This is a genomic window from Methylophilus flavus, from assembly GCF_042678905.1.
Lineage (GTDB): Bacteria > Pseudomonadota > Gammaproteobacteria > Burkholderiales > Methylophilaceae > Methylophilus > Methylophilus flavus.
In genome coordinates this window covers 248,505-267,502 of the sequence record NZ_JBHTLN010000007.1, presented here as the reverse complement: position 1 = coordinate 267,502, position 18,998 = coordinate 248,505, and the positions used below count along the sequence as shown (strand labels likewise).

The 18,998-nt window shown below is 47.9% G+C and carries 20 protein-coding genes; 10 read left to right on the top strand and 10 right to left on the bottom strand.

What is annotated here, in order from left to right; genetic code table 11:
* Window positions 1-18: 18 nt before the first annotated feature.
* Window positions 19-438, top strand: coding sequence for a ferric iron uptake transcriptional regulator (gene fur / locus ACFQ2T_RS14400; protein ID WP_325238528.1), 420 nt, complete (start codon window positions 19-21; stop codon window positions 436-438).
* A gap of 70 nt (window positions 439-508) precedes the next feature.
* A complete protein-coding gene (locus tag ACFQ2T_RS14395; protein WP_379035653.1) occupies window positions 509-1,030 on the top strand; it encodes a DNA-deoxyinosine glycosylase in 522 nt (173 codons plus the stop codon).
* Here ACFQ2T_RS14395 and ACFQ2T_RS14390 read toward each other — a convergent pair.
* Genes ACFQ2T_RS14390 through ACFQ2T_RS14380 form a run of 3 tightly spaced genes read right to left on the bottom strand, consistent with a single transcriptional unit; the run spans window position 1,027 to window position 4,000 of the window.
* Complete coding sequence (locus ACFQ2T_RS14390; RefSeq protein ID WP_379035651.1) at window positions 1,027-1,392, bottom strand: VOC family protein; 366 nt, start codon at window positions 1,390-1,392, stop codon at window positions 1,027-1,029. The genes ACFQ2T_RS14395 and ACFQ2T_RS14390 overlap by 4 nt on opposite strands.
* A 55-nt stretch (window positions 1,393-1,447) precedes the next feature.
* Complete coding sequence (gene recN / locus ACFQ2T_RS14385; protein WP_379035650.1) at window positions 1,448-3,109, bottom strand: DNA repair protein RecN; 1,662 nt, start codon at window positions 3,107-3,109, stop codon at window positions 1,448-1,450.
* Between the two features lie 21 nt (window positions 3,110-3,130).
* Window positions 3,131-4,000 carry an NAD(+) kinase gene (locus tag ACFQ2T_RS14380; RefSeq protein WP_379035649.1) on the bottom strand — a complete coding sequence of 290 codons (870 nt, stop codon included), beginning with the start codon at window positions 3,998-4,000 and terminating at the stop codon, window positions 3,131-3,133.
* A 102-nt stretch (window positions 4,001-4,102) separates the two neighbouring features.
* Between ACFQ2T_RS14380 and hrcA the strand changes: the two genes are divergently transcribed.
* From hrcA to ACFQ2T_RS14340, 8 genes are all read left to right on the top strand, one after another.
* Entirely contained in the window at window positions 4,103-5,119 is a 1,017-nt protein-coding gene (hrcA, locus tag ACFQ2T_RS14375; protein ID WP_379035647.1) for a heat-inducible transcriptional repressor HrcA, read from the top strand.
* Window positions 5,120-5,624: 505 nt separating this feature from the next.
* Window positions 5,625-6,116 carry an FxDxF family PEP-CTERM protein gene (locus tag ACFQ2T_RS14370; protein ID WP_379035645.1) on the top strand — a complete coding sequence of 164 codons (492 nt, stop codon included), beginning with the start codon at window positions 5,625-5,627 and terminating at the stop codon, window positions 6,114-6,116.
* A gap of 189 nt (window positions 6,117-6,305) precedes the next feature.
* On the top strand, window positions 6,306-7,412 hold the full coding sequence (gene hemH, locus ACFQ2T_RS14365) for a ferrochelatase (RefSeq protein WP_379035643.1): 1,107 nt from the start codon (window positions 6,306-6,308) through the stop codon (window positions 7,410-7,412).
* A gap of 131 nt (window positions 7,413-7,543) precedes the next feature.
* Window positions 7,544-8,533 carry an ADP-glyceromanno-heptose 6-epimerase gene (rfaD, locus tag ACFQ2T_RS14360; protein ID WP_379035641.1) on the top strand — a complete coding sequence of 330 codons (990 nt, stop codon included), beginning with the start codon at window positions 7,544-7,546 and terminating at the stop codon, window positions 8,531-8,533.
* Window positions 8,534-8,611: 78 nt separating this feature from the next.
* Complete coding sequence (locus ACFQ2T_RS14355) at window positions 8,612-9,172, top strand: D-sedoheptulose-7-phosphate isomerase (RefSeq protein WP_379035639.1); 561 nt, start codon at window positions 8,612-8,614, stop codon at window positions 9,170-9,172.
* Window positions 9,172-10,644 carry a D-glycero-beta-D-manno-heptose-7-phosphate kinase gene (rfaE1, locus tag ACFQ2T_RS14350; RefSeq protein WP_379035637.1) on the top strand — a complete coding sequence of 491 codons (1,473 nt, stop codon included), beginning with the start codon at window positions 9,172-9,174 and terminating at the stop codon, window positions 10,642-10,644. Before ACFQ2T_RS14355 ends, rfaE1 begins: the two co-directional genes overlap by 1 nt.
* Window positions 10,641-11,666: a lipopolysaccharide heptosyltransferase II gene (waaF, locus tag ACFQ2T_RS14345; protein ID WP_379035635.1), complete on the top strand. Its 1,026-nt coding sequence runs from the start codon at window positions 10,641-10,643 to the stop codon at window positions 11,664-11,666. The genes rfaE1 and waaF overlap by 4 nt, the downstream gene beginning before the upstream one ends.
* The gene (locus ACFQ2T_RS14340; protein ID WP_379035633.1) at window positions 11,663-12,394 is read left to right on the top strand and encodes a hypothetical protein; all 732 of its coding nucleotides are present in this window, start codon (window positions 11,663-11,665) and stop codon (window positions 12,392-12,394) included. The genes waaF and ACFQ2T_RS14340 overlap by 4 nt, the downstream gene beginning before the upstream one ends.
* Here the strand turns inward: ACFQ2T_RS14340 and ACFQ2T_RS14335 are convergent.
* The 7 genes from ACFQ2T_RS14335 to eda all read right to left on the bottom strand — a co-directional run bounded on the left by ACFQ2T_RS14335 (window position 12,391) and on the right by eda (window position 18,897).
* Window positions 12,391-13,923 (bottom strand): hypothetical protein, encoded by a 1,533-nt coding sequence (locus ACFQ2T_RS14335; protein ID WP_379035631.1) that lies wholly within the window; start codon window positions 13,921-13,923, stop codon window positions 12,391-12,393. The genes ACFQ2T_RS14340 and ACFQ2T_RS14335 overlap by 4 nt on opposite strands.
* On the bottom strand, window positions 13,907-14,512 hold the full coding sequence (locus ACFQ2T_RS14330) for a class I SAM-dependent methyltransferase (RefSeq protein WP_379035628.1): 606 nt from the start codon (window positions 14,510-14,512) through the stop codon (window positions 13,907-13,909). The genes ACFQ2T_RS14335 and ACFQ2T_RS14330 overlap by 17 nt, the downstream gene beginning before the upstream one ends.
* Complete coding sequence (locus tag ACFQ2T_RS14325; RefSeq protein ID WP_379035627.1) at window positions 14,499-15,566, bottom strand: glycosyltransferase; 1,068 nt, start codon at window positions 15,564-15,566, stop codon at window positions 14,499-14,501. The genes ACFQ2T_RS14330 and ACFQ2T_RS14325 overlap by 14 nt, the downstream gene beginning before the upstream one ends.
* Before the next feature lie 2 nt (window positions 15,567-15,568).
* The gene (locus ACFQ2T_RS14320) at window positions 15,569-16,639 is read right to left on the bottom strand and encodes a glycosyltransferase WbsX family protein (RefSeq protein WP_379035625.1); all 1,071 of its coding nucleotides are present in this window, start codon (window positions 16,637-16,639) and stop codon (window positions 15,569-15,571) included.
* 7 nt (window positions 16,640-16,646) lie between these two features.
* A complete protein-coding gene (locus ACFQ2T_RS14315; protein ID WP_379035623.1) occupies window positions 16,647-17,465 on the bottom strand; it encodes a glycosyltransferase family 2 protein in 819 nt (272 codons plus the stop codon).
* 54 nt (window positions 17,466-17,519) lie between these two features.
* Window positions 17,520-18,197, bottom strand: a complete 678-nt coding sequence (locus ACFQ2T_RS14310; protein ID WP_379035621.1) for an HAD family hydrolase — start codon at window positions 18,195-18,197, stop codon at window positions 17,520-17,522.
* Between the two features lie 70 nt (window positions 18,198-18,267).
* Window positions 18,268-18,897, bottom strand: a complete 630-nt coding sequence (eda, locus tag ACFQ2T_RS14305) for a bifunctional 4-hydroxy-2-oxoglutarate aldolase/2-dehydro-3-deoxy-phosphogluconate aldolase (protein ID WP_379035619.1) — start codon at window positions 18,895-18,897, stop codon at window positions 18,268-18,270.
* Window positions 18,898-18,998 lie beyond the last annotated feature (101 nt).

Sequence of the window (18,998 nt, the reverse complement as noted above, 5' to 3'; positions counted from 1 at the left end):
AACAATGGACAAAACACTATGCATGACTCAAAAGATCTCAAAAATGCCGGCCTGAAAGCCACACTGCCGCGTTTGAAAATCCTGGAATTATTCGAGAAAAGCGAACAGCGCCATTTGTCAGCTGAAGATATTTATAAAGTCATGATCGGCAATGGCGAAGATGTGGGTCTGGCAACGGTATACCGTGTTTTGACACAATTTGAACAAGCTGGCTTGCTGGTGCGCCATCACTTTGAAAGTGGCAAAGCAGTGTTTGAATTAAATCATGGCAGCCACCATGACCATATTGTCTGTATCAAGTGCGGCCGCGTTGAAGAGTTTTACGATGAAGAGATCGAGAAGAGACAAAAGAGTGCTGCGGAACAATACGGTTTCACTATGCAGGATCACTCACTGACCATTTATGGTGTATGTAAAGACCAACCTTGCAATGAATAATCAGTGAAAATTTAGAGTCAGCACAACAACATGCTGACTCTCTTTTCGATCTGGCACCAACGCACCAAACTTGACTGACCTTACCAACACCCCCACCCTGCACTCAGTTGGTTTCCCGCCTGTCATTGGCGATCACCCGAACATCCTGATTCTGGGTTCTTTACCCGGGATCGCTTCGCTGACACAACACCAGTATTACGCCCACAAACAAAATGCATTTTGGCGAATGCTGGAAGCGCTATTTCATATTCCAGCCAATACGGAATACGCAGTGCGTTGCGAACAGGTGAAAGCCGCCCGACTGGCAATCTGGGATGTCTGCCACTCGGCTTACAGGCCTGGCAGCCTTGACAGCGCCATTACCCGCAATACTGTGATTGCCAATGACATCAACGGTTTACTGGCGCAACACCCTTCCATCAAACTGCTTGCATTCAATGGGAATGCCGCCGCCAGTTTATTCAACAAACATATCCGACTCATACAACCGATAAGCACACTTATTTTGCCATCAACCAGTCCAGCCAACGCCAGTATTCCCTATGTAAAAAAACTGGAAAGATGGTCAGTATTACTGAATTACCGTGATTAAGCAGGCGGGCTGCTTCTAAAAGCGCGACTTGAGATACTGATTGAATTGTTATAGGGATCTTTGGCGTTGGCAAAACTGTAGCCATTTGCCTGATGGATCGTGCCGAACTTAAGACCTTGTCCCTGCGACGCTTGCACAAACTGTCCAACATCATGCACATGAAAAGAGAGTTTTACACCGACCTGCCCCAGCTTGACTGATTTCGCGGCTTGGTGCACCAGAATATTTGCGCCACCGTTTCTGGCACGCAGTTCCACCAGCCCCTCGACTACTTCACCAGTCGTTTCAAACCCGAAATGGTCGCGATAAAACGCAACGGTTTTCGGGATATCACGTGCGTAAATGATAATGGTGCCTAGCATGGCTTGCACATTCAGGCCTTAATGGCGGGAGCGAATCACTTTAACTACCATGACATCAATGCGTTGCCAGCTTGAGCATTTCCCGCGCATGATTGCGGGTGGCCTCGGTAATCTGCAAGCCACCTATCATGCGGGAGATTTCCTCGATACGCTCATCCACATTCAGGCCACGGATGCGGCTCAAGGTTGCGCCGTTCTGTTCGGATTTGCTCACCTGCAGATGCTGCTGAGCCTGTGCAGCCACTTGAGCCAGATGCGTAATCACCAGTACCTGGCGCTGCTGGCCTAATTGATTGAGCAAGCTGCCAACCACTTCAGCGACACCACCACCGATACCGACATCAACCTCATCAAAGATCATGCACGGTATACTGCCCAATGAAGCAGTTGTGACTTGCAGCGCCAGGCTGATACGTGACAACTCACCGCCGGAAGCGACTTTATTCAGCGGCCGCGGTTCTACGCCTGCATGCCCGGCTACCAGGAATTCCACCTGCTCCAGACCATGGGCAGCAGCCTCACAGGGTACCAGCGATACCGCAAACTGGCCGCCCTTGAGTGACAGCGTTTGCATTTCTTCAGTAATTGTTTGGGCCAGTTTTTTGGCGGCCTGCTGGCGTTGTGTTGAAAGCTGTGTTGCTGAAGCCTGATAGGCGTGCCATGCAGCATTTACCTGTTTGGCTAACGCACCGTCATCGGCGAACCCTTCCAGCTCAAGCATTCGTGCAGTTTGCTGCGCCAGCAAGTCAGGCAACTCTTCCGGTTTCGCACGGTACTTACGCGCGGCGCCATGAATATCCTGTATCCGTGCTTCAACTTCCGTTAATTTTTCGGGATCGAGTTCGCTTTTTTGTAAATAGCGGTTCAATGCGCGACTGGCTTCCTCCAGCTGAATCACCGTAGAATCCAGGATTTCCGCTATCGGTTGCAAGCCAGTATCTATGGCTTGCAGCTCAGTCAATTTGACCTGCACTTGCGTAAGCAATTGGAGAGCATTCACTTCACCATCTTCACTCATCCATTGCAGGCAGCTTTCCATGCCGCTGAGCAAGCTGGCACCATTACTCAGGCGTACATGTTCCTGCTGCAGTGATTGCCATTCCTCAGCAGTGAACGCTAATTGTTTGAGCTCGCGGGTGCTATCGCGCAGCTCCGCCAGTTCATCGGCAAACTGGCTGGCATTCTTTTCATAAGCCAGTTGCTGTTGATGCAATTGCGACCAGTCTTTGTACAACTGGCTGACCTGTTTTGCGAGCGGGGTGGCCTGCGCATAGGCATCAAGTATTTCGCGCTGGGTAGCAACTTTAAGCAATGAGTGATGCGCGTTCTGGCTGTAAATATCAATCAGGGTTTCGCCAATGTCACGCAATTGCCCTACTGTGGCTGAGGTGCCATTGATAAACGCGCGGCTGCGGCCATCGGCGTAGATAACACGCCGCAATATCAGGGTATCTTCAACATCCATTTCCTGCGCTTGCAGCCAGACGCGTGCGGCTTGGTTGTGGGCAATATCAAAAGTGGTGGAAATTTCGGCTTTTTCATGCCCTTTGCGGGTGACGTCACCGTCATTGCGCGCGCCCAAACTGAGCGAGAGGGCATCAATCAGAATGGATTTACCGGCACCGGTCTCACCGGTCAATGCGGTATAGCCAGCCGAAAACTCGAGTTCCAGCGACTCAACAATCACAAAATCACGAATAGAAAGGGCTTGTAACATGGTTTTCTTGTAAGAGCTGCATCAGCCCCAGTTTAGTTTGTTACGTAACATATCAAAATAGCAGTAAGTCTTAGGATGTACCAGCTGGATCTCCTGCGCGCCGCGTGCAATCCTTATATGATCACCCTCAACCAGCTGATGCTGGCCCTGACCATCGAAACTGATCTGCGCATCGGCTGCATTCACAATGATCACCTCAATCACGCTATCTGCAGGGACTGTAATCGGCCGATAACTCAAGGTATGCGGACTGATAGGCACAATTGAAATCGCGTGCAGGTCAGGATGCATAATTGGCCCGCCAGCTGACAAGCCATAAGCAGTGGTGCCTGTAGGCGTGGCCAGAATCAGGCCATCAGCACGCTGGCGCGAGACAAACAGGCCATCCACATGTACTTCCAGCTCAATCAGGCGAAACGCGCTTTTAATCACTACATCGTTCAAAGCGACAGACTGCCACAGTGACGCCTTGTTGCGAGAAACTTCCGATTGCAACAGCATGCGCGACTCCAGCTGGTAGTCTCCCTGCAAAATCTTTTCAATTTCGCCCAGCATATTGTCGGTTTGCAAATCTGTCAGGAAACCCAGACGGCCACGATTAATGCCGACCAGAGAGACATTGCTGTCACGCAGTGCTCGGGCCACGCTAAGCATGGTACCATCGCCACCCATGACCACCACCAGATCCGCTTTGTGGCCGATATTTTCCAGGCTGGCCAGTTCAAACCCTTCATGCCTGACAAAGCGGGCGGTCTGCTCTTCTACACATACATGCAGCTCTTGTGACATCAGATACTGTACCAAACGCGTCAAGTCATCACGCATGTTTTGCAGAGCTGACTCATCCATGTATTTGCCGACAATGGCAACCGAGCGAAAGTAAGGAAGCATGCGCGCATTAAAGCACAGAAGCCCTGAACTGAAAAGCACAGGGGGCTGTTATCCCGACCATAAATCGGGCAAAATCACCCTACATTAACAAGGCTGTAAAAAGTGGACAAACGCGCGCAAATTTTACTGAAAACGCTGGTCGAGCATTACATCAGTGGTGGCCAGCCGATAGGGTCACGCACATTATTACAACATTCCGGCCTGGATGTGAGCCCGGCCACCATACGCAATGTCATGAGTGACCTGGAGCAATTGGGTTTTATTACCAGCCCGCACACCTCTTCCGGCAGGATTCCGACTAAAAAAGGCTACCGGCTGTTTGTAGATTCACTTATGACGGTGCAGCCTTTGGACAATCGCGCGGTCGCGCAACTCAAAACCGGCTTTTCCTCGCCTAACCAGCAGGAACTGATCAGCAGTGCTGCAGATATGCTTTCGCAACTGACGCAGTTTGCCGGGCTGGTGATGACGCCCAAGCGCACGCGCAATGTGCTCAAGCATATGGAATTCCTGCATTTAAGTGACAAGAAAATCCTGGTGATTCTGGTGACCGAAGATGGCCAGGTGCAGAATCGTATTTTGATGGCGGAGAAGACATTTAGCTCTAGCGAATTAACAGCCGCCAGCAATTACGTCAACAGCCATTGCCAGGGATTAACGCTGGATGAGTTGCAACATAAGTTAAAGCAGGAGTTACAGCAGGTGCAAGCGGATATCAACAGGCTGATGTCTGCTGCCCTGGATGCCGCCGGTCAACCCGAACCATCAGAAAAAGAATCGGTAGTCATTTCGGGTGAGCGCAACCTGTTGCAAGTGGATGAGCTTTCCACCAACGTGACCAGCCTGCGCAAGCTGTTCGAGATTTTTGAACGCCGCACGGCCCTCATGCAATTACTAGATCATAGCCAACGTGCCGATGGCATACAAATCTTTATCGGTGGCGAAAGCGGTTACCTGCCACTGGATGAATGCAGCCTGATCACCGCGCCATATGAAGCTGACGGTCAGGTGGTTGGTACGCTTGGAGTTATAGGCCCTACGCGCATGGCTTACGAACGGATTATCCCCATTGTAGACATCACAGCAAAACTGCTTTCAAACGCCCTATCTAATCAATAATTTCCTTTTCTTAACATTTTTTTCTTGATTGTCTGAATCGTCCGACAGGACAATCAGCACTCATCCTCTTAGCTTACGCTTACTAAATTCGCATAATTGACCAACATTTAATTTATATAAATGAGGTGGTTAAATGAATATCATAACCATTATTCTGGTCCGTTTTTTAAATGATCGCTCTTAGCACTTCCGGCTATGGTTTCATGAGTTGACGCGGCAAAAGTACGGAATGGGTGCAGGCATAGGCAGTGCAAGCGGCGTAGTCCTTACGGGCGGTAATGCAAATTGTAGGTGGCGCGGTACTTGGTGGTGTGGTTGGTAATCAAAATAATAACAAATAAACAAACATACCTATGGGATCAGTCTTGGATTGAGTCCTGCCATATTCAAGTAGTTATCAATTTCCAGGCTTTGGCTTTTCTCATTTTAGTAAGTGGGAGGCCACCTGATAGCTTAGATAAATTTAATTTTAACCCGTTTTTTAATCGTTGTTAGGAGTTTAAGTATGAAAAAGTCTTTATTATTGCTCGCGTTAGGGTTCAGCACAGTCTTCACCACTGCATACGCCGCCACTTATGATGCAGTATTGTCAGGTGATGGCTATCAATTCAGCAGTTCATTTTCTGGCGACACCAGTTTCAATGACTATATTAGATTTAATACTGAAGGCTTACAGAATATCGTAGCTAGCATCTCAGGTTCCAGTAGCAAAACTTTCACCTTTGAAACATTTAATCTTCTTGATGCAAATAAAAATCTAGTTGCAACCGGATCTGTTTTAAATGGCAGTCCGAAAGTGTCTTTTGGCTACCTTGAAAGTGCACAGTATGGGAATTTTTTCCTGCATGTCGTTGGCACTAGTATAGGTGCAACTACCGGTTACAATGGTACCATCACCACATTTACTGCCACACCGGTACCTGAGCCAGAGACATATGCTTTATTTCTTGCAGGCTTGGGTCTGGCGGGCATCATGGGGCGCAAAAAAAAAGGCTAATGCCTAAATCAGCTAACTGTTGTTGAGTTTAAAAAATCCCCGTTTTTACGGGGATTTTTATTGGTTTAGGTGATCAGTTGTATTCATTTTAAGTCATAAGGTTTATTTACATTCCCATTTGATTTTAAATCGTGTCTACATCACAACTATCATTCACCTTGGAAAGCTTGAATCGCATAAAATAAGCATATGACCTATTATCAGCCAGAACCTGCTTACACCCACGGCAGCCAATCAAAAGTGGGTATCCTTCTAGCTAATCTGGGTACACCAGAAGCTCCTACAGCCAAAGCCCTTCGTCCTTATTTACAGCAATTTCTGATGGACAGGCGTGTGGTCGAGATTCCACGCTTTATCTGGTGCTGGATTCTGCACTGCATCATTCTGGTAATTCGTCCAAAAAAATCGGCAGAAAAATATGCCAGTGTCTGGACAGAGCAAGGCTCACCGCTGATGGTGTATGCGCAACAACAGAAAAAACTGCTGCAAGGCTACCTGAGCCAAAAAATCAATTCGCCTTTTGCTGTCGAACTGGGCATGACCTACGGCAACCCCAGCATGAAAAGTGCTATTGAATCGCTTAAGGCACAAGGCTGTGATCGTATCCTGGTTTTTCCGCTCTACCCGCAATATGCTGCCAGTAGCACAGCTGCCGCGCTGGATGCAGTCTGGCGCGTACTGCTTAAAATGCGCAACGTACCAGCCATCCGTACTATCAAGCACTACCATGATCACCCGCTGTATATTCAAGCGCTCGCCAGCCACATTAAAGCCTACTGGCAACAACACGGCCAACCGGAAAAACTGGTCATGAGCTTTCACGGCGTGCCAAAATTCCATCTGCTTAAAGGCGACCCCTACCATTGCGAATGCCACAAAACTGCACGCTTGCTGGCAGAGGCTTTAGGTTTAAGCAAACAACACTATCAAGTCGCATTTCAATCCCGCTTTGGCCGTCAGGAATGGCTGCAACCCTACCTCGCTAATACGCTGGATGCCTTAGGTAAACAACAACTCAAACGCATAGATGTAGTATGCCCAGGCTTCAGCAGCGATTGCCTGGAAACCCTGGAAGAAATCGCAATGGAAGGCAAACACCTGTTCCAGTCTGTTGGAGGGGGAGATTATCACTATATACCGGCACTTAATACCGAAGCAGTGTGGATTGAGGCGATGCGCGATATTGCGCTGGAACAGTTGCACGGTTGGGTAAGTAATGAGTTTGACTCAGTAAATGCAGAAGCCGAAGCACAAGCGAGTAAAGAACGGGCTTTAGCATTCGGTGCTGAAAAATAAATTTCACTTTCCGAGGGCTCTACATCCTATAGATTTGGCATTGAATAGCTTGATGAGCAAACACTCCATCCTATGCCAGCCCTCGCCGATTACGCGTTATAATCGCGTTTTAACGTTTTAAACTCTCTTCTATGATCATTATCACCGGTGGTGCAGGCATGATAGGTTCTATCATGGCCTGGCATTTGAATAACAAACTGGGTCGGCATGACCTGGTGATTGTTGACCGCATCACGCATGAAAACCAGTGGCAAAACCTTGTGCACAGGCACTATGCAGAATACCTGGACAAAGACCAGTTGTTCGACTTCCTGGAAGAGAATGACGACATCACTGCAGTGATTCATATGGGGGCCATCAGCGCCACCACAGAGCGCGACTTCAACAAGCTGGTGGCGGATAACATGCATTATTCGCAGGATTTATGGTCCTGGTGTGCGGAATATGAAGTCCCATTCTTTTATGCCAGTTCAGCCGCTACATATGGTGCGGGCGAGCATGGGTATGACGATGCCAGTATCGAAGGTTTACGCCCGCTCAATGGCTATGGCTATTCCAAGCACTTCTTTGACCAGTGGGTGCTGGAACAGGTGAAACAGAAACAGCCTGCTCCGCCTGCCTGGGCCGGATTTAAATTCTTTAATGTGTATGGCCCTAACGAATACCATAAGGAACGTATGGCAAGTGTTGCTTTCCACACGTTCAACCAGTTCAGTGAAACCGGCACCATGCGCCTGTTCAAAGGCACTAAAGCAGGCATAGAGGATGGGATGCAGTTGCGCGACTTTGTCTATGTCAAAGATGTGGCAGATGTGATGGGATTCTTCCTGGAAGCGGCTCTCAAACAGAAACCAGCTACTAATGCCATTTACAATATCGGCACCGGCCAGGCACGCAGCTTTAAAGACCTGGCGACCAATGTCATGACCAGCATGGCGCGCGAACCCGATATCACGTACATTGATATGCCGCTGGACTTGCAGGGAAAATACCAGTATTTCACCCAAGCCGAGGTGCAGAAACTGCGCAATGCCGGTTACAAGAAACCTTTCACCAGCCTGGAAGAAGGCGTGAAGGATTATGTGCAAAACTATTTAATGCAAGACGACGCTTACTGCTAACATGCCATTTTTCACTTGCAATCCAGTCACATTGCCCGCATTTGATGCATACACAACCACTGATTTAAGGGCGACATCATGAGCTATGTTGAATATCTCGAGGGCGAGCATGCGGCACATATGGCCATGTTTGAGGCCTTGAAAACCACATTTCCGTTGATCAGTGAAGTTGGTATCGCCATGCGGGACTGTATCCATAAAGGCGGCAAGATTTTGTTATGTGGCAATGGCGGTAGCGCGGCAGATAGTCAGCATATTGCGGCTGAAATCGTCGGCCGCTTTAAAAAAGAGCGTAAAGGCCTGCCATCCATCGCATTGACTACTGACACCTCGATTCTGACCTCGGTAGGCAATGACTACGGCTACGATTACATTTTTGCCCGCCAGGTTGAAGCTCTATGCCGCCCTGAAGATATCCTGATCGGTCTCACTACCAGTGGCAACAGCGCCAATGTTGTGAGAGCGATTGAGGCGGCGAACGAGATTGGCGCAACCACGATTGGCCTGACCGGTGGCAGTGGCGGCAAATTAAATGATTTGTGCAAATATAATATCGTGGTGCCCTCTAATGTGACTGCCCGCATTCAGGAAGCCCACATTTTCATTGGTCACAGCCTGTGTGAAATCCTGGAATCCTGATGACTGGCACGCAAACAAATACCAGCCTGGCCGCCCTGGTTCAGCATTTCGGTAATGACCGGCAACATATACTGGTGATTGGCGATGTGATGCTGGACCGCTATTTGATCGGTGAAGTAAATCGCATCTCGCCGGAAGCGCCGGTACCGGTGTTACTGATCAAATCCGAACAGCATTGTGCAGGCGGTGCCGCCAATGTCGCAGCCAACCTGGCTTTGTTAGGCATACATACGCGTATGATCGGGTTGATAGGCGAGGACAATGAAGCATCATTGTTATTAAACGCCATGCACAGTCATGGCATTGATACTAAAGCCATGATTAAAACTTCAACGCGCCCGACTATCGCCAAAACCCGTATTCTGGGCGGGCATCAACAAATGATGCGGCTGGATCAGGAAATCACCACTGAACTGTCTGCCAGCGAAGCAAACCATGTGACTGCCGCCATTCAGGCAGCGCTTGAGCAACAACCTGCATTGGTCATTCTGTCTGACTACGCCAAAGGCCTGCTGACGGAAGATATTTGCCAGCATGTCATTCATTATTGCCGCTCCCAACAGACTCCAGTGTTGGTCGACCCAAAAGGTCGCAACTACCATAAATATCGTGGTGCGACGGCGCTGACCCCGAACAAAAAAGAGACTGCCGAGGCGTGTGATACCCAGGTAAACGACACTGCGCTGATTGAAAAAGCCAGTGCTTTAAAAACCAGCCTGGCGCTGGATTTCCTGGCAGTCACACGCGGTGAAGAAGGCATCAGCCTGATCACGGAGCGTACTGAGCATCTGGGCGCAACCGCCAAACAGGTGTTTGATGTGTCCGGCGCCGGCGATACCGTGATTGCCACGCTGGCTGCGGGCCTGATTCATGGTTTATCCCCTTTGGAAAGCCTGTCATTGGCCAATATTGCCGCCGGTGTAGTGGTTGGTAAAGTCGGCACAGTGCCGATTACCAAAGCCGACCTGGTATATGCCCTTGCCAGCGCGCAAGGCAGCGCCCAGGCGCATAAAGTCAGTGAACTGCCTGACCTGATGCAAAAAGTATCCGCCTGGAAACAGCAAGGGCAAAAAATTGTGTTTACCAATGGCTGCTTTGATTTACTGCATGCAGGCCATGTGACTTATCTTGAAGGTGCCAAAAAGCGCGGCGACAAGCTGGTACTTGGCCTGAATACCGACCGCTCTGTCTCTGCCCTAAAAGGCCCTACCCGCCCGGTCGTCAATGAAAATGACCGTGCACGGGTATTGGCTGCACTTGAATCTGTAGATGCCGTGATCTTGTTTGACGAAGATACGCCGCTCAACTTGATTAATGCCATCCGCCCGGATGTGATTGCCAAAGGCAGTGATTACACTGCTGACCAGGTGGTCGGTGGGCAGGAAGTATTAGCCTGGGGTGGCGAAATTGCGCTGATTGACCTGGTCGAAGGCCGCAGCACCAGCAACCTGATAAAAAAAATGCACGCATGAACAAGATCCTGGTGATGGGCCCATCATGGGTGGGTGACATGGTGCTGGCGCAAAGCCTGTTCAAACAACTGAAAATCGACCAGCCGGATTGCCAGATTGATGTCGCTGCCCCGGCCTGGACCTTGCCACTGCTGGAAAGAATGCCAGAAGTATCGCAGGCAATCGCCCTGCCGTTCAAGCATGGTGATTTAGCCATAGCCGAGCGTTACCTGTTTGGCAAGCAACTAGCCACCCAAGGTTACACACAAGCCATTTTACTGACTAACAGCCTGAAATCTGCCATCCTGCCATGGGCAGCCAATATCCCGGTGCGCACCGGTTTCAAGGGTGAAATGCGTTATGGCCTGATTAACGATATGCGGCCACTGGATAAATCTATCCTCAAAAAAACCGTGGAGCGTTTTGTTGCGTTGGGACGTGCAAAGAATGGTGCACTTCCCAAATCACTCCCGCTCCCTGCATTGGCAGCTGACCGCACAAAAATTGATACGCTGATGCAAGAGCATGGCATTGCACCATCCGATAGCCGGGTGCTTGGTTTATGCCCGGGCGCTGAATATGGTGAGGCCAAACGCTGGCCGGTTGAGTACTATGCCGAAGTAGCCAATGCCGCATTAAACAAAGGCTGGCAAGTATGGCTGTTTGGTTCAGATAAAGACCGTCCGGTGACGACACAGATTCAGCAAGTCACGCAAGATGGCTGTGTAGACCTGGCCGGGAAAACCAGACTGGGTGAAGCGATTGATCTGATGTCTGCCTGCCACACCGTGATCAGTAATGACTCCGGCCTGATGCATGTAGCCGCAGCGCTGGATAAGCAGCTGATAGCCATTTACGGCTCTTCTGATCCAAGCCATACACCGCCTATGCATCCACAGGCAGTGGTCGAATATCTGGGGTTATCCTGCAGCCCCTGTTTCGAACGGGTATGTCCGCTCGGACACCTTAATTGCCTGAAACACATTTCTCCAGGTCGCGTGATACAGCATCTTTCTTTCAGCACACAAGCAGCTCAGGTATGACTTATCCGCTGCTGACAGCGCAACACCTTCTTAATGCACGTGTGATTGAGCGTGATCCAAGAGGCATCAAAGTTTTACAATTGCCCAATGGGGATTACCTGAAAGTGTTTCGCTTGCGTCATCGCTTTAGCTGGTCGCGTTTTCAAGGTTATGCGCAACGCTTTTCCAACAATGCCAGCAGCCTTGCTGCATTAGGAATTCCTACTGTGAGGGTGATCAATTGCTATCAAGTGAAAAATGGCCGCCTGCTGGATTATCCGCTCTCAGCTCACTCGCATTCAGAGCCCATCCAGGACATAGCACCTTTAACCCAAACCTATGCTGTTCATTACGCCCCCCTGGCTGGCGAAACGTTAAAAATCCTGCTTGATCAGCAACAACTCGATACAAACCATGTTAAACAGCTGGGGGTGTTTATTGCCGAATTGCATGAAAAAGGCATACATTTCCGGTCATTACATCTGGGAAATATAGTGCTGACGCCGGAAGGCAAAATGGGACTGATTGATATTGCGGATATGAAGATTTATCCGTGGTCGCTGTGGTTTGGCACGCGCTTACGCAGCTTCAGGCATTTGACGCGTTATGCCCGTATAAATGTTTCGTTTGGCGATACAAACTGGTCTATGCTAGTGAATAGTTACATCGAGCATGCGGCACTGACCGTATCCCAAGCCGGCATCCTTAAAAAGAAAATGCAGCATTTTTTGCTGCATCCTCCGCATTAATCAATACGTTTAAAAACAAGTAGCTGTTTTTTTCGTTTGTGACCATAAAACGTCTTGTCGAGTTGATAGCCAATCAATTGCTGTTGCCAGTGTTTTAATTTTGCCTGCTCTTCAGGTGTGTCATCGTGCTTGATCACAACATAAGCATATTGCCGGATACTACCATCAGCAATGCGCTTCTCCAGATCTTCCCAATCATAATCGATCCTGCCGTCATAAGGCGCATCGGCATAAAATCTTTGTTTGGCCGAGGCGTACAGCGCATGCTGACCTTGCGGCAGCTTGGTTTTAACATAAGCAACAGCATCTATTTCATAATAAAAATCTGCAGCTTTAGGTTTGATGTTACTGATAAACCCGGCCAGTACTGTAAACGCAGCCAGTATTAACACCAGTTTTTTTGCTGGAGATATCTTGTTTTTTTGTTCATGTAATAACTTATACAGTGCAAAACTTGAAAACACGATCAGCACAAACCCAAACAACGCCACATAACGTCCTGACAGCAAATTCACCTTAAAGGTAATCAGACATCCAATGACCCATGAAACAAACATCCAGAACAGCAGCACTTTGTATGCCACAGGTTGCATACTTTTCCTGATGCTGTATTTTTCAGAGAAAACGAGTAACGGAGGGCCCCAGCCAGCCACACTTAAAGATTTAATGGTGGCGATCGAAAAATAGGCAAGCAGGAAAGTAAACCAGGAATACTCTTCAAATGCCTCACCTATCACTACATCGCGCATTACGTGAATACGATGTATCAGATTCTGAGTAAAATTCAGTTCGATATCTCTTAATCCGTTAAAAATCTCTTTGACTCTGCCGAGGTCTTCCAAACCTATATGCATCACCCATAAAACGATGGGGGCAAGTAAAGAGCTGAAGATTAACAGAGAATATGGCTGGGCAAATTTCTTGACATTCATTGGTACCGAACGCGAAACAAACAAGCCGGCTATGGGTAAAACCAACAGCTGAATCGCACCCTCAATCCTGAACAATGTTGCTATAAACGCCAGTATCTGCCAGTAGATGGCATGCTTCCATAATCCATGCTGATAAAAAAGAATTAACTGGTTTACAGCGTGCACAAGCAAAGCCCAGTAGCCTAGGTCACGGCTAGCCATAGGCAGGATATTACCTACTATGTAATTAGACCCCAGTAATAACAGTACTGCATAAAACTGCATCCATTGATTGCCTCCCGCGATACTGACCATTCTCATCAGCCCCGACACCAGAAGCATAAAAAAAATGATAATCAGCAGGTTTGCAGATGCTTGCAGGGTCAAGCCGCTAATGGCATGTACCATGCCTATCAGCGCAGGATAAAAGCCCCAGGAATATCCTTCAACGGCATGCGCTGCAGTAAAATCACCAACAGAAAAATAGCGAGCCATCTCAAAATAGAGGATGGAGTCATTGGTAATCCAGCCATGTTGTATCCACAATACGCGGCAACAAATAATAAATGCCAGAAAAAGTGCTAAATAAAGGGGGAAATGTTTACGATGGTTGATCATGTTTAATCGCTTGCAACTCCCATAAGATATGGGTCTGCGGTTTTAATTTTAGTTTTCTGAAGATCGTTTTAAGCCTGGTGGAAAAATCGTCATTGGCACGATAGTGCAATCTGGGATAAACCCACGCCACACGCCTGGCTTTGAACATACCGGTAAAGCCATAGTTTTTTCCATAACAGCGGCCTTCGCAGAAATAGGTATGGGTCCCAGCGGTAATGAAGTTGACATGCGTGGGGTCGATGAACGCCTCATTGCTAGGGTAACCAGGGGTCAGCGCATAAAACACCCCATCATGTTTTAGCACTCTCCAGATTTCATTCATCAACTCAATAAATGGGAAGCGTGTACCGTGCTCGCCTCCATTCAGGATGCGCGGTATGTGTTCGATAAAATCAAATGCTGACACAGCATCAAACGTGTTATCCGGATAAGGAATTTGATCAATAGACAGATTTGCTGTTCTGATCTCGATACCCTGTTCCGGAATTGAATGTGCAACCAGATCGACGCCGCAGACTACTTCATAAGAAAAAGGATTTCTTGGTTTTGCACCGCAACCTAAATCAAGGTGGTATTTAGATGTTTGCACTTTCTTTCCCGCCCATGATCATTTGATTTACCAAACCCTGCAACCCCGCCAGTTCCTTTGTTTTGGAATATTTATTTTGCAAGCTTGCGATATTCTGTCTTATTTTACTGAAATCAAAATGTCCATTATCGATTTCTTGAATTTTACTCAATATTAACTCTGAGAATTTGCGGATATCACCACAACTTACTTCATGAAACTGCCCATCAAGCCAGTATTCCTTACCTGCCTCCCCGGTATACCCAATGACAGCATTACCAGATAAAGCAGCTTCAATCGGCGGCAGCCCCAACCCCTCAAGCTCACTGAAGGATAAGAAGATTTTTGATTTAGATAATAACTCAGCTACAGCTTGCTGACTCATATTGTGTATTGCGATAATTTTCCAGGAAGCAGGTAATTTCCTGGCAATATAATTCAGCACCAGGGTCGAATGTTTTTCGAGCTTGCGGGGCATGTAAGTGATGATGTTATCTTTATGCGTGGCAGGCTTGAATAGCTCGGCCTCTACAGACAATTGCAGCCTATATATCTTCTGCTCGAATTCGGGAAAAAGGAATATCAGGCAGGCGTAAATATCATCAGATACACAGGTAATCAGCTCTGCATATTCATAAGCACTATAAACGGAATCAATGTCAGTTTTGCGAAAGATATCATAGCCACTCTGCACCTGGATGATGTAGCGTATACCTTTATCACGCGCGATACTGGCTTCCCGGGCAGCCCACATTTCGTGGATTACAAATACCTCACGCGTTTTATTAAAGACAAAATTCGGCTTAAAACTCAAATTGGCGAATGGGGCTTCATAACGAAAACTTAAATCTTTGGGATGAAACACCTGCGCCCTCACACCATCCATTTGCATGTCGTTAATCATGGAGACATGCCGGTAGATCACTGTGACGCCGCCTGAGGCTTTTTTCGCATTTGGGCAAAGATAAGTCAGCGTCAAGGCATGCTCGGACTCTTCGCCTGTAGTTTGATACCTGAATCTCCGTAATTTGAAGACAAGATTATTGATAAGCTGTGGCCAGGAAAAATGCATCATTCTTAAAATTTTTTGGTGAACAGTAAAAATTGATGTAGCAATTCATTACCCCACAGTGTATCAGGCTCAATCACATTGCCTTCTGCCCATTCGTTCCATGACTTGATCACAATCACCTGGATAGCTAAGTGTTGCTTCCTCTGGCTCAACTGCAAGTGAATCTGCTCCAAATGCCTGGCAAAAGATTGCGGATTAAAGCCTTTTAATATGGTTCCGCGACGCAAATGCCGGGGAGTGGTATCCCAACCGGTAAATACAATCGGGATTTGATGCGGGTCTTCATTTAACGGATCGTTATCAATCACCAAACCTCGATAGTTATATACAAAAGGTCCCAGCTGTTTGCAATGGAAAGTCCTTGCCAGCTTTTCCCGTACATAAAACCACCAGCTATCGCGCTTGCGCCATTTAAAAATGCTGCCGGATTTGTTGTAACCATCGAAATGTTTTTTCCACGGCTGATGCGGCTCGGTGTTGTCTGCAAGCCAGTAGATTCCCTGGAAACCATGTTGACCAGCACATTGATTAAAGGTCTGGATAAACACTTCGAGATCGGGGATATCCCGCGGGCTGAAAATTGAAAATACCGGTTTGCCGTCTATCTTGATGTAATTGGCAGACTGAAAGTGCGGTAATAATTGCTCAAAATAGGCAGTGTAATCTTCAGCACCCAGGTACTCTTGTAACTGCAGCGTGATATTTTCGCGCTTGTTATACCAGGTGTGGTTCGCCCAGCAGAAGGCATATTTGAAATCCAGCTGCTGATCCAGCACTAATTGCATGGGTTTTTCGAGCAACTTTTTCCCTCGGCCGAACCAGTAGTCAAATACCAGGAAACCATCTATACCATGCTTTTGAGCAATAGATTGCTGCCACTCAAACACGGCAGGATTGAGCAGGTTGTAATCACCGAAGGGAGTGTCGGGCTTCTGAATCTGTTGCCAGTCAAAATAAGTCTTCGCAGTATTAAGCTGTTGCCATTCGGTGAATCCGCGACCCCACCAGCGATTGTTTTCTTCAATCTCATGGAATTGCGGCAGGTAATATGCCAGGCTAAGCAAACGGTTTGTCATGAGTCTATTATTTGTCCAGACCATCGTTTGCAAGAATGGCCTCACCATCAATACCACGCAATTTGGCATTGATACGTTTGGCACCCTCACGCATATTCTTTTCGCTGGTCCCCAGTTGAGGATTAAATATCAGCGTGGCATGGTTAAGGTGATCTACGTATTGCCCCAAATGCACAGAGTCAAGAAAGCGCATCTCATAGCCGGCGGCGACCATTTTCTGATGCATTACCATTCCCGCAGTTTGGTTGTCATCCGAAAAACTGGTATTCAGTGCGCGGATGATATCCGTGCGGTACATCGCGCAGTGGCTACGTAAATAATATTTACTTTCATCCAATCGATTAGGGTTATAGCCGCGATAACCAAACCATTGGTTTAAAGCTTTTTTCCATGACTGTTCAAAGCGGATTCCCCAACGCTGTAAGGTAGTCTTGGACTCCAGTTTCCAGGAACCTACACCCGCCAGCTTGGGATGATCGTTGAAAGGCTGTAATAGCATCTGCAACCAATCCGACCGTTTAACAAAAGTATCAGTATGGATAGAAAGTACGTACGGCGTCTTGACTTCAGAAAGTGCAAGATCCAGCGCTCGCGAATGCGAAAGTGGCACGGTGTCATCAGCTGCTGGCTTGCGTTCAATCAATTTCACCCAAGACAAAGAGCGCAAATACTGCACAGATGCATCCTGCGAGTCGTTATCAATCGCAATCACTTCAACCTGATTGAAATCAGTATATTTGCGCAACAAACGCAGGCAGATTTTGGTGATTTCCGGGGTTTTATAATTGGGCACCAATATGGTGACTTGTTTGTTGTCTGTCGTCATGACCGGCATTATAGGCTAGTGTAATCGTTCACTCAAAAGAGCCATACGCATTGCTTAAAAGTCAGTGTAAGGCTTTAATTCCAGGTGATGGCTTACCGTCACCTGATGCTGTTTGCAATAACTTTGCCAGTCTGGCATGTCGGTCCAGTCCGAGACAAACACAAAATCCAGCCCGGCGCCGGTTGAAGCCTGGTGATCAAAACGGCTATCGCCGATAAACAATGCCGGAAACTGTATGGTGCCATCCGCAATCATGGTTGCCAGATGCTCGTTCTTTTTTGTCGGACCGCCGTAAATCCCCAATTCAAACAGATTGTCGAGGCCGCGACGCGGGAAAATCTTGCGTAACTCTTGCTGGTCACCGCCGGACATCAGCATCCATTTGGCTTGTGCCGTTTTTTGCTTCAGGTTATCCAGTTCCGGTGCGACTTCGCATTGCATCAGGGTTTCATCCAGAATCTCGGTGAACGTATCCATCAATGTCTGGAAAAATTCCTCAGTGAATGCTTGTTTAAGGATATCGCTGATGTAGTAACGGATCTTGTCGTTACGCGGAATGCTGCCCAGCTTGATATGGTAATCAACGAATGCCTGCGCCTGGGCATCCGTACCACCGGTGCGCTTGGACGTATTGTAATAAGCATCCACCTTGGTTTGGTTACTGTTAAGTACCACGCCATCGCAATCAAGCACGATGGTTTTGTATTTTTCGAGATTCAAGGGATTTGACATAAGCGGCTGGCAACAAAAAAAGGCCTGTAAGACTACAAGCCTTTAATGATAGCTGATTTTCCTTAGTGGATTATTTGGCTGCGACGATTGCCGAAGCTTCTTTTGCCAGTTTGGTGATATGTGCCCAGTCTTTACGCTCAACAGCGTCGTTGGGCGTCAACCAGGTACCGCCACAAACGACCACGTTAGGCAATGCCAGGAATTGTGGCGCCGATTCAACACTCACGCCACCTGTAGGGCAAAATTTCACATCAGCAAACGGGCCTGCAAAGCCTTTCAGCAAATTAATGCCACCTACAGCCACAGCCGGGAAAAGCTTGAGGAAGTAGTAGTCATCAGCATTCGCCATCATGATTTCAGAACCGGTAGACACACCAGGCAATAATGGCAGGCCGATTTTACGGGCGAACTGGCCTAACTCAGTGGTGTAACCAGGGCTAACCGCAAACTGGCAACCTACGTCTTTAGAAGCTTGTGCATCTTTCAGGTTACGAACGGTGCCTGAACCCAGAATCGCATCAGGCACATGTTTGGCAATTTGCTCCATGGCTTGCAAGGCAACCGGTGAGCGCAAAGTCACTTCCAGCACCTTCACGCCGCCGGCCAGCAATGCTTCTGCCATAGGCACAGCGTCTTCCACTTTGTTGATGACAATCACCGGGATGACCGGGCCATGGTTCGCTAAATCTAATGTGCTCATTTTGTTAATATTTACCTAATTAATAATCGAACTCTAAAAATAAACTTTATGTATGCCTGTAAATTCAAATGGCTAAGTAAGACAAGGCGCAGAAGCGAGGA

Coding starts and splice junctions, on each gene's coding strand:
- fur (WP_325238528.1), top strand. CDS start 19: ATGCATGACTCAAAAGATCTCAAAAATGCCGGCCTGAAAGCCACACTG.
- ACFQ2T_RS14390 (WP_379035651.1), bottom strand. CDS start 1,392: ATGCTAGGCACCATTATCATTTACGCACGTGATATCCCGAAAACCGTT.
- recN (WP_379035650.1), bottom strand. CDS start 3,109: ATGTTACAAGCCCTTTCTATTCGTGATTTTGTGATTGTTGAGTCGCTG.
- ACFQ2T_RS14380 (WP_379035649.1), bottom strand. CDS start 4,000: ATGCTTCCTTACTTTCGCTCGGTTGCCATTGTCGGCAAATACATGGAT.
- ACFQ2T_RS14370 (WP_379035645.1), top strand. CDS start 5,625: ATGAAAAAGTCTTTATTATTGCTCGCGTTAGGGTTCAGCACAGTCTTC.
- hemH (WP_379035643.1), top strand. CDS start 6,306: ATGACCTATTATCAGCCAGAACCTGCTTACACCCACGGCAGCCAATCA.
- rfaD (WP_379035641.1), top strand. CDS start 7,544: ATGATCATTATCACCGGTGGTGCAGGCATGATAGGTTCTATCATGGCC.
- ACFQ2T_RS14355 (WP_379035639.1), top strand. CDS start 8,612: ATGAGCTATGTTGAATATCTCGAGGGCGAGCATGCGGCACATATGGCC.
- rfaE1 (WP_379035637.1), top strand. CDS start 9,172: ATGACTGGCACGCAAACAAATACCAGCCTGGCCGCCCTGGTTCAGCAT.
- waaF (WP_379035635.1), top strand. CDS start 10,641: ATGAACAAGATCCTGGTGATGGGCCCATCATGGGTGGGTGACATGGTG.
- ACFQ2T_RS14340 (WP_379035633.1), top strand. CDS start 11,663: ATGACTTATCCGCTGCTGACAGCGCAACACCTTCTTAATGCACGTGTG.
- ACFQ2T_RS14335 (WP_379035631.1), bottom strand. CDS start 13,923: ATGATCAACCATCGTAAACATTTCCCCCTTTATTTAGCACTTTTTCTG.
- ACFQ2T_RS14325 (WP_379035627.1), bottom strand. CDS start 15,566: ATGATGCATTTTTCCTGGCCACAGCTTATCAATAATCTTGTCTTCAAA.
- ACFQ2T_RS14320 (WP_379035625.1), bottom strand. CDS start 16,639: ATGACAAACCGTTTGCTTAGCCTGGCATATTACCTGCCGCAATTCCAT.
- ACFQ2T_RS14315 (WP_379035623.1), bottom strand. CDS start 17,465: ATGACGACAGACAACAAACAAGTCACCATATTGGTGCCCAATTATAAA.
- ACFQ2T_RS14310 (WP_379035621.1), bottom strand. CDS start 18,197: ATGTCAAATCCCTTGAATCTCGAAAAATACAAAACCATCGTGCTTGAT.
- eda (WP_379035619.1), bottom strand. CDS start 18,897: ATGAGCACATTAGATTTAGCGAACCATGGCCCGGTCATCCCGGTGATT.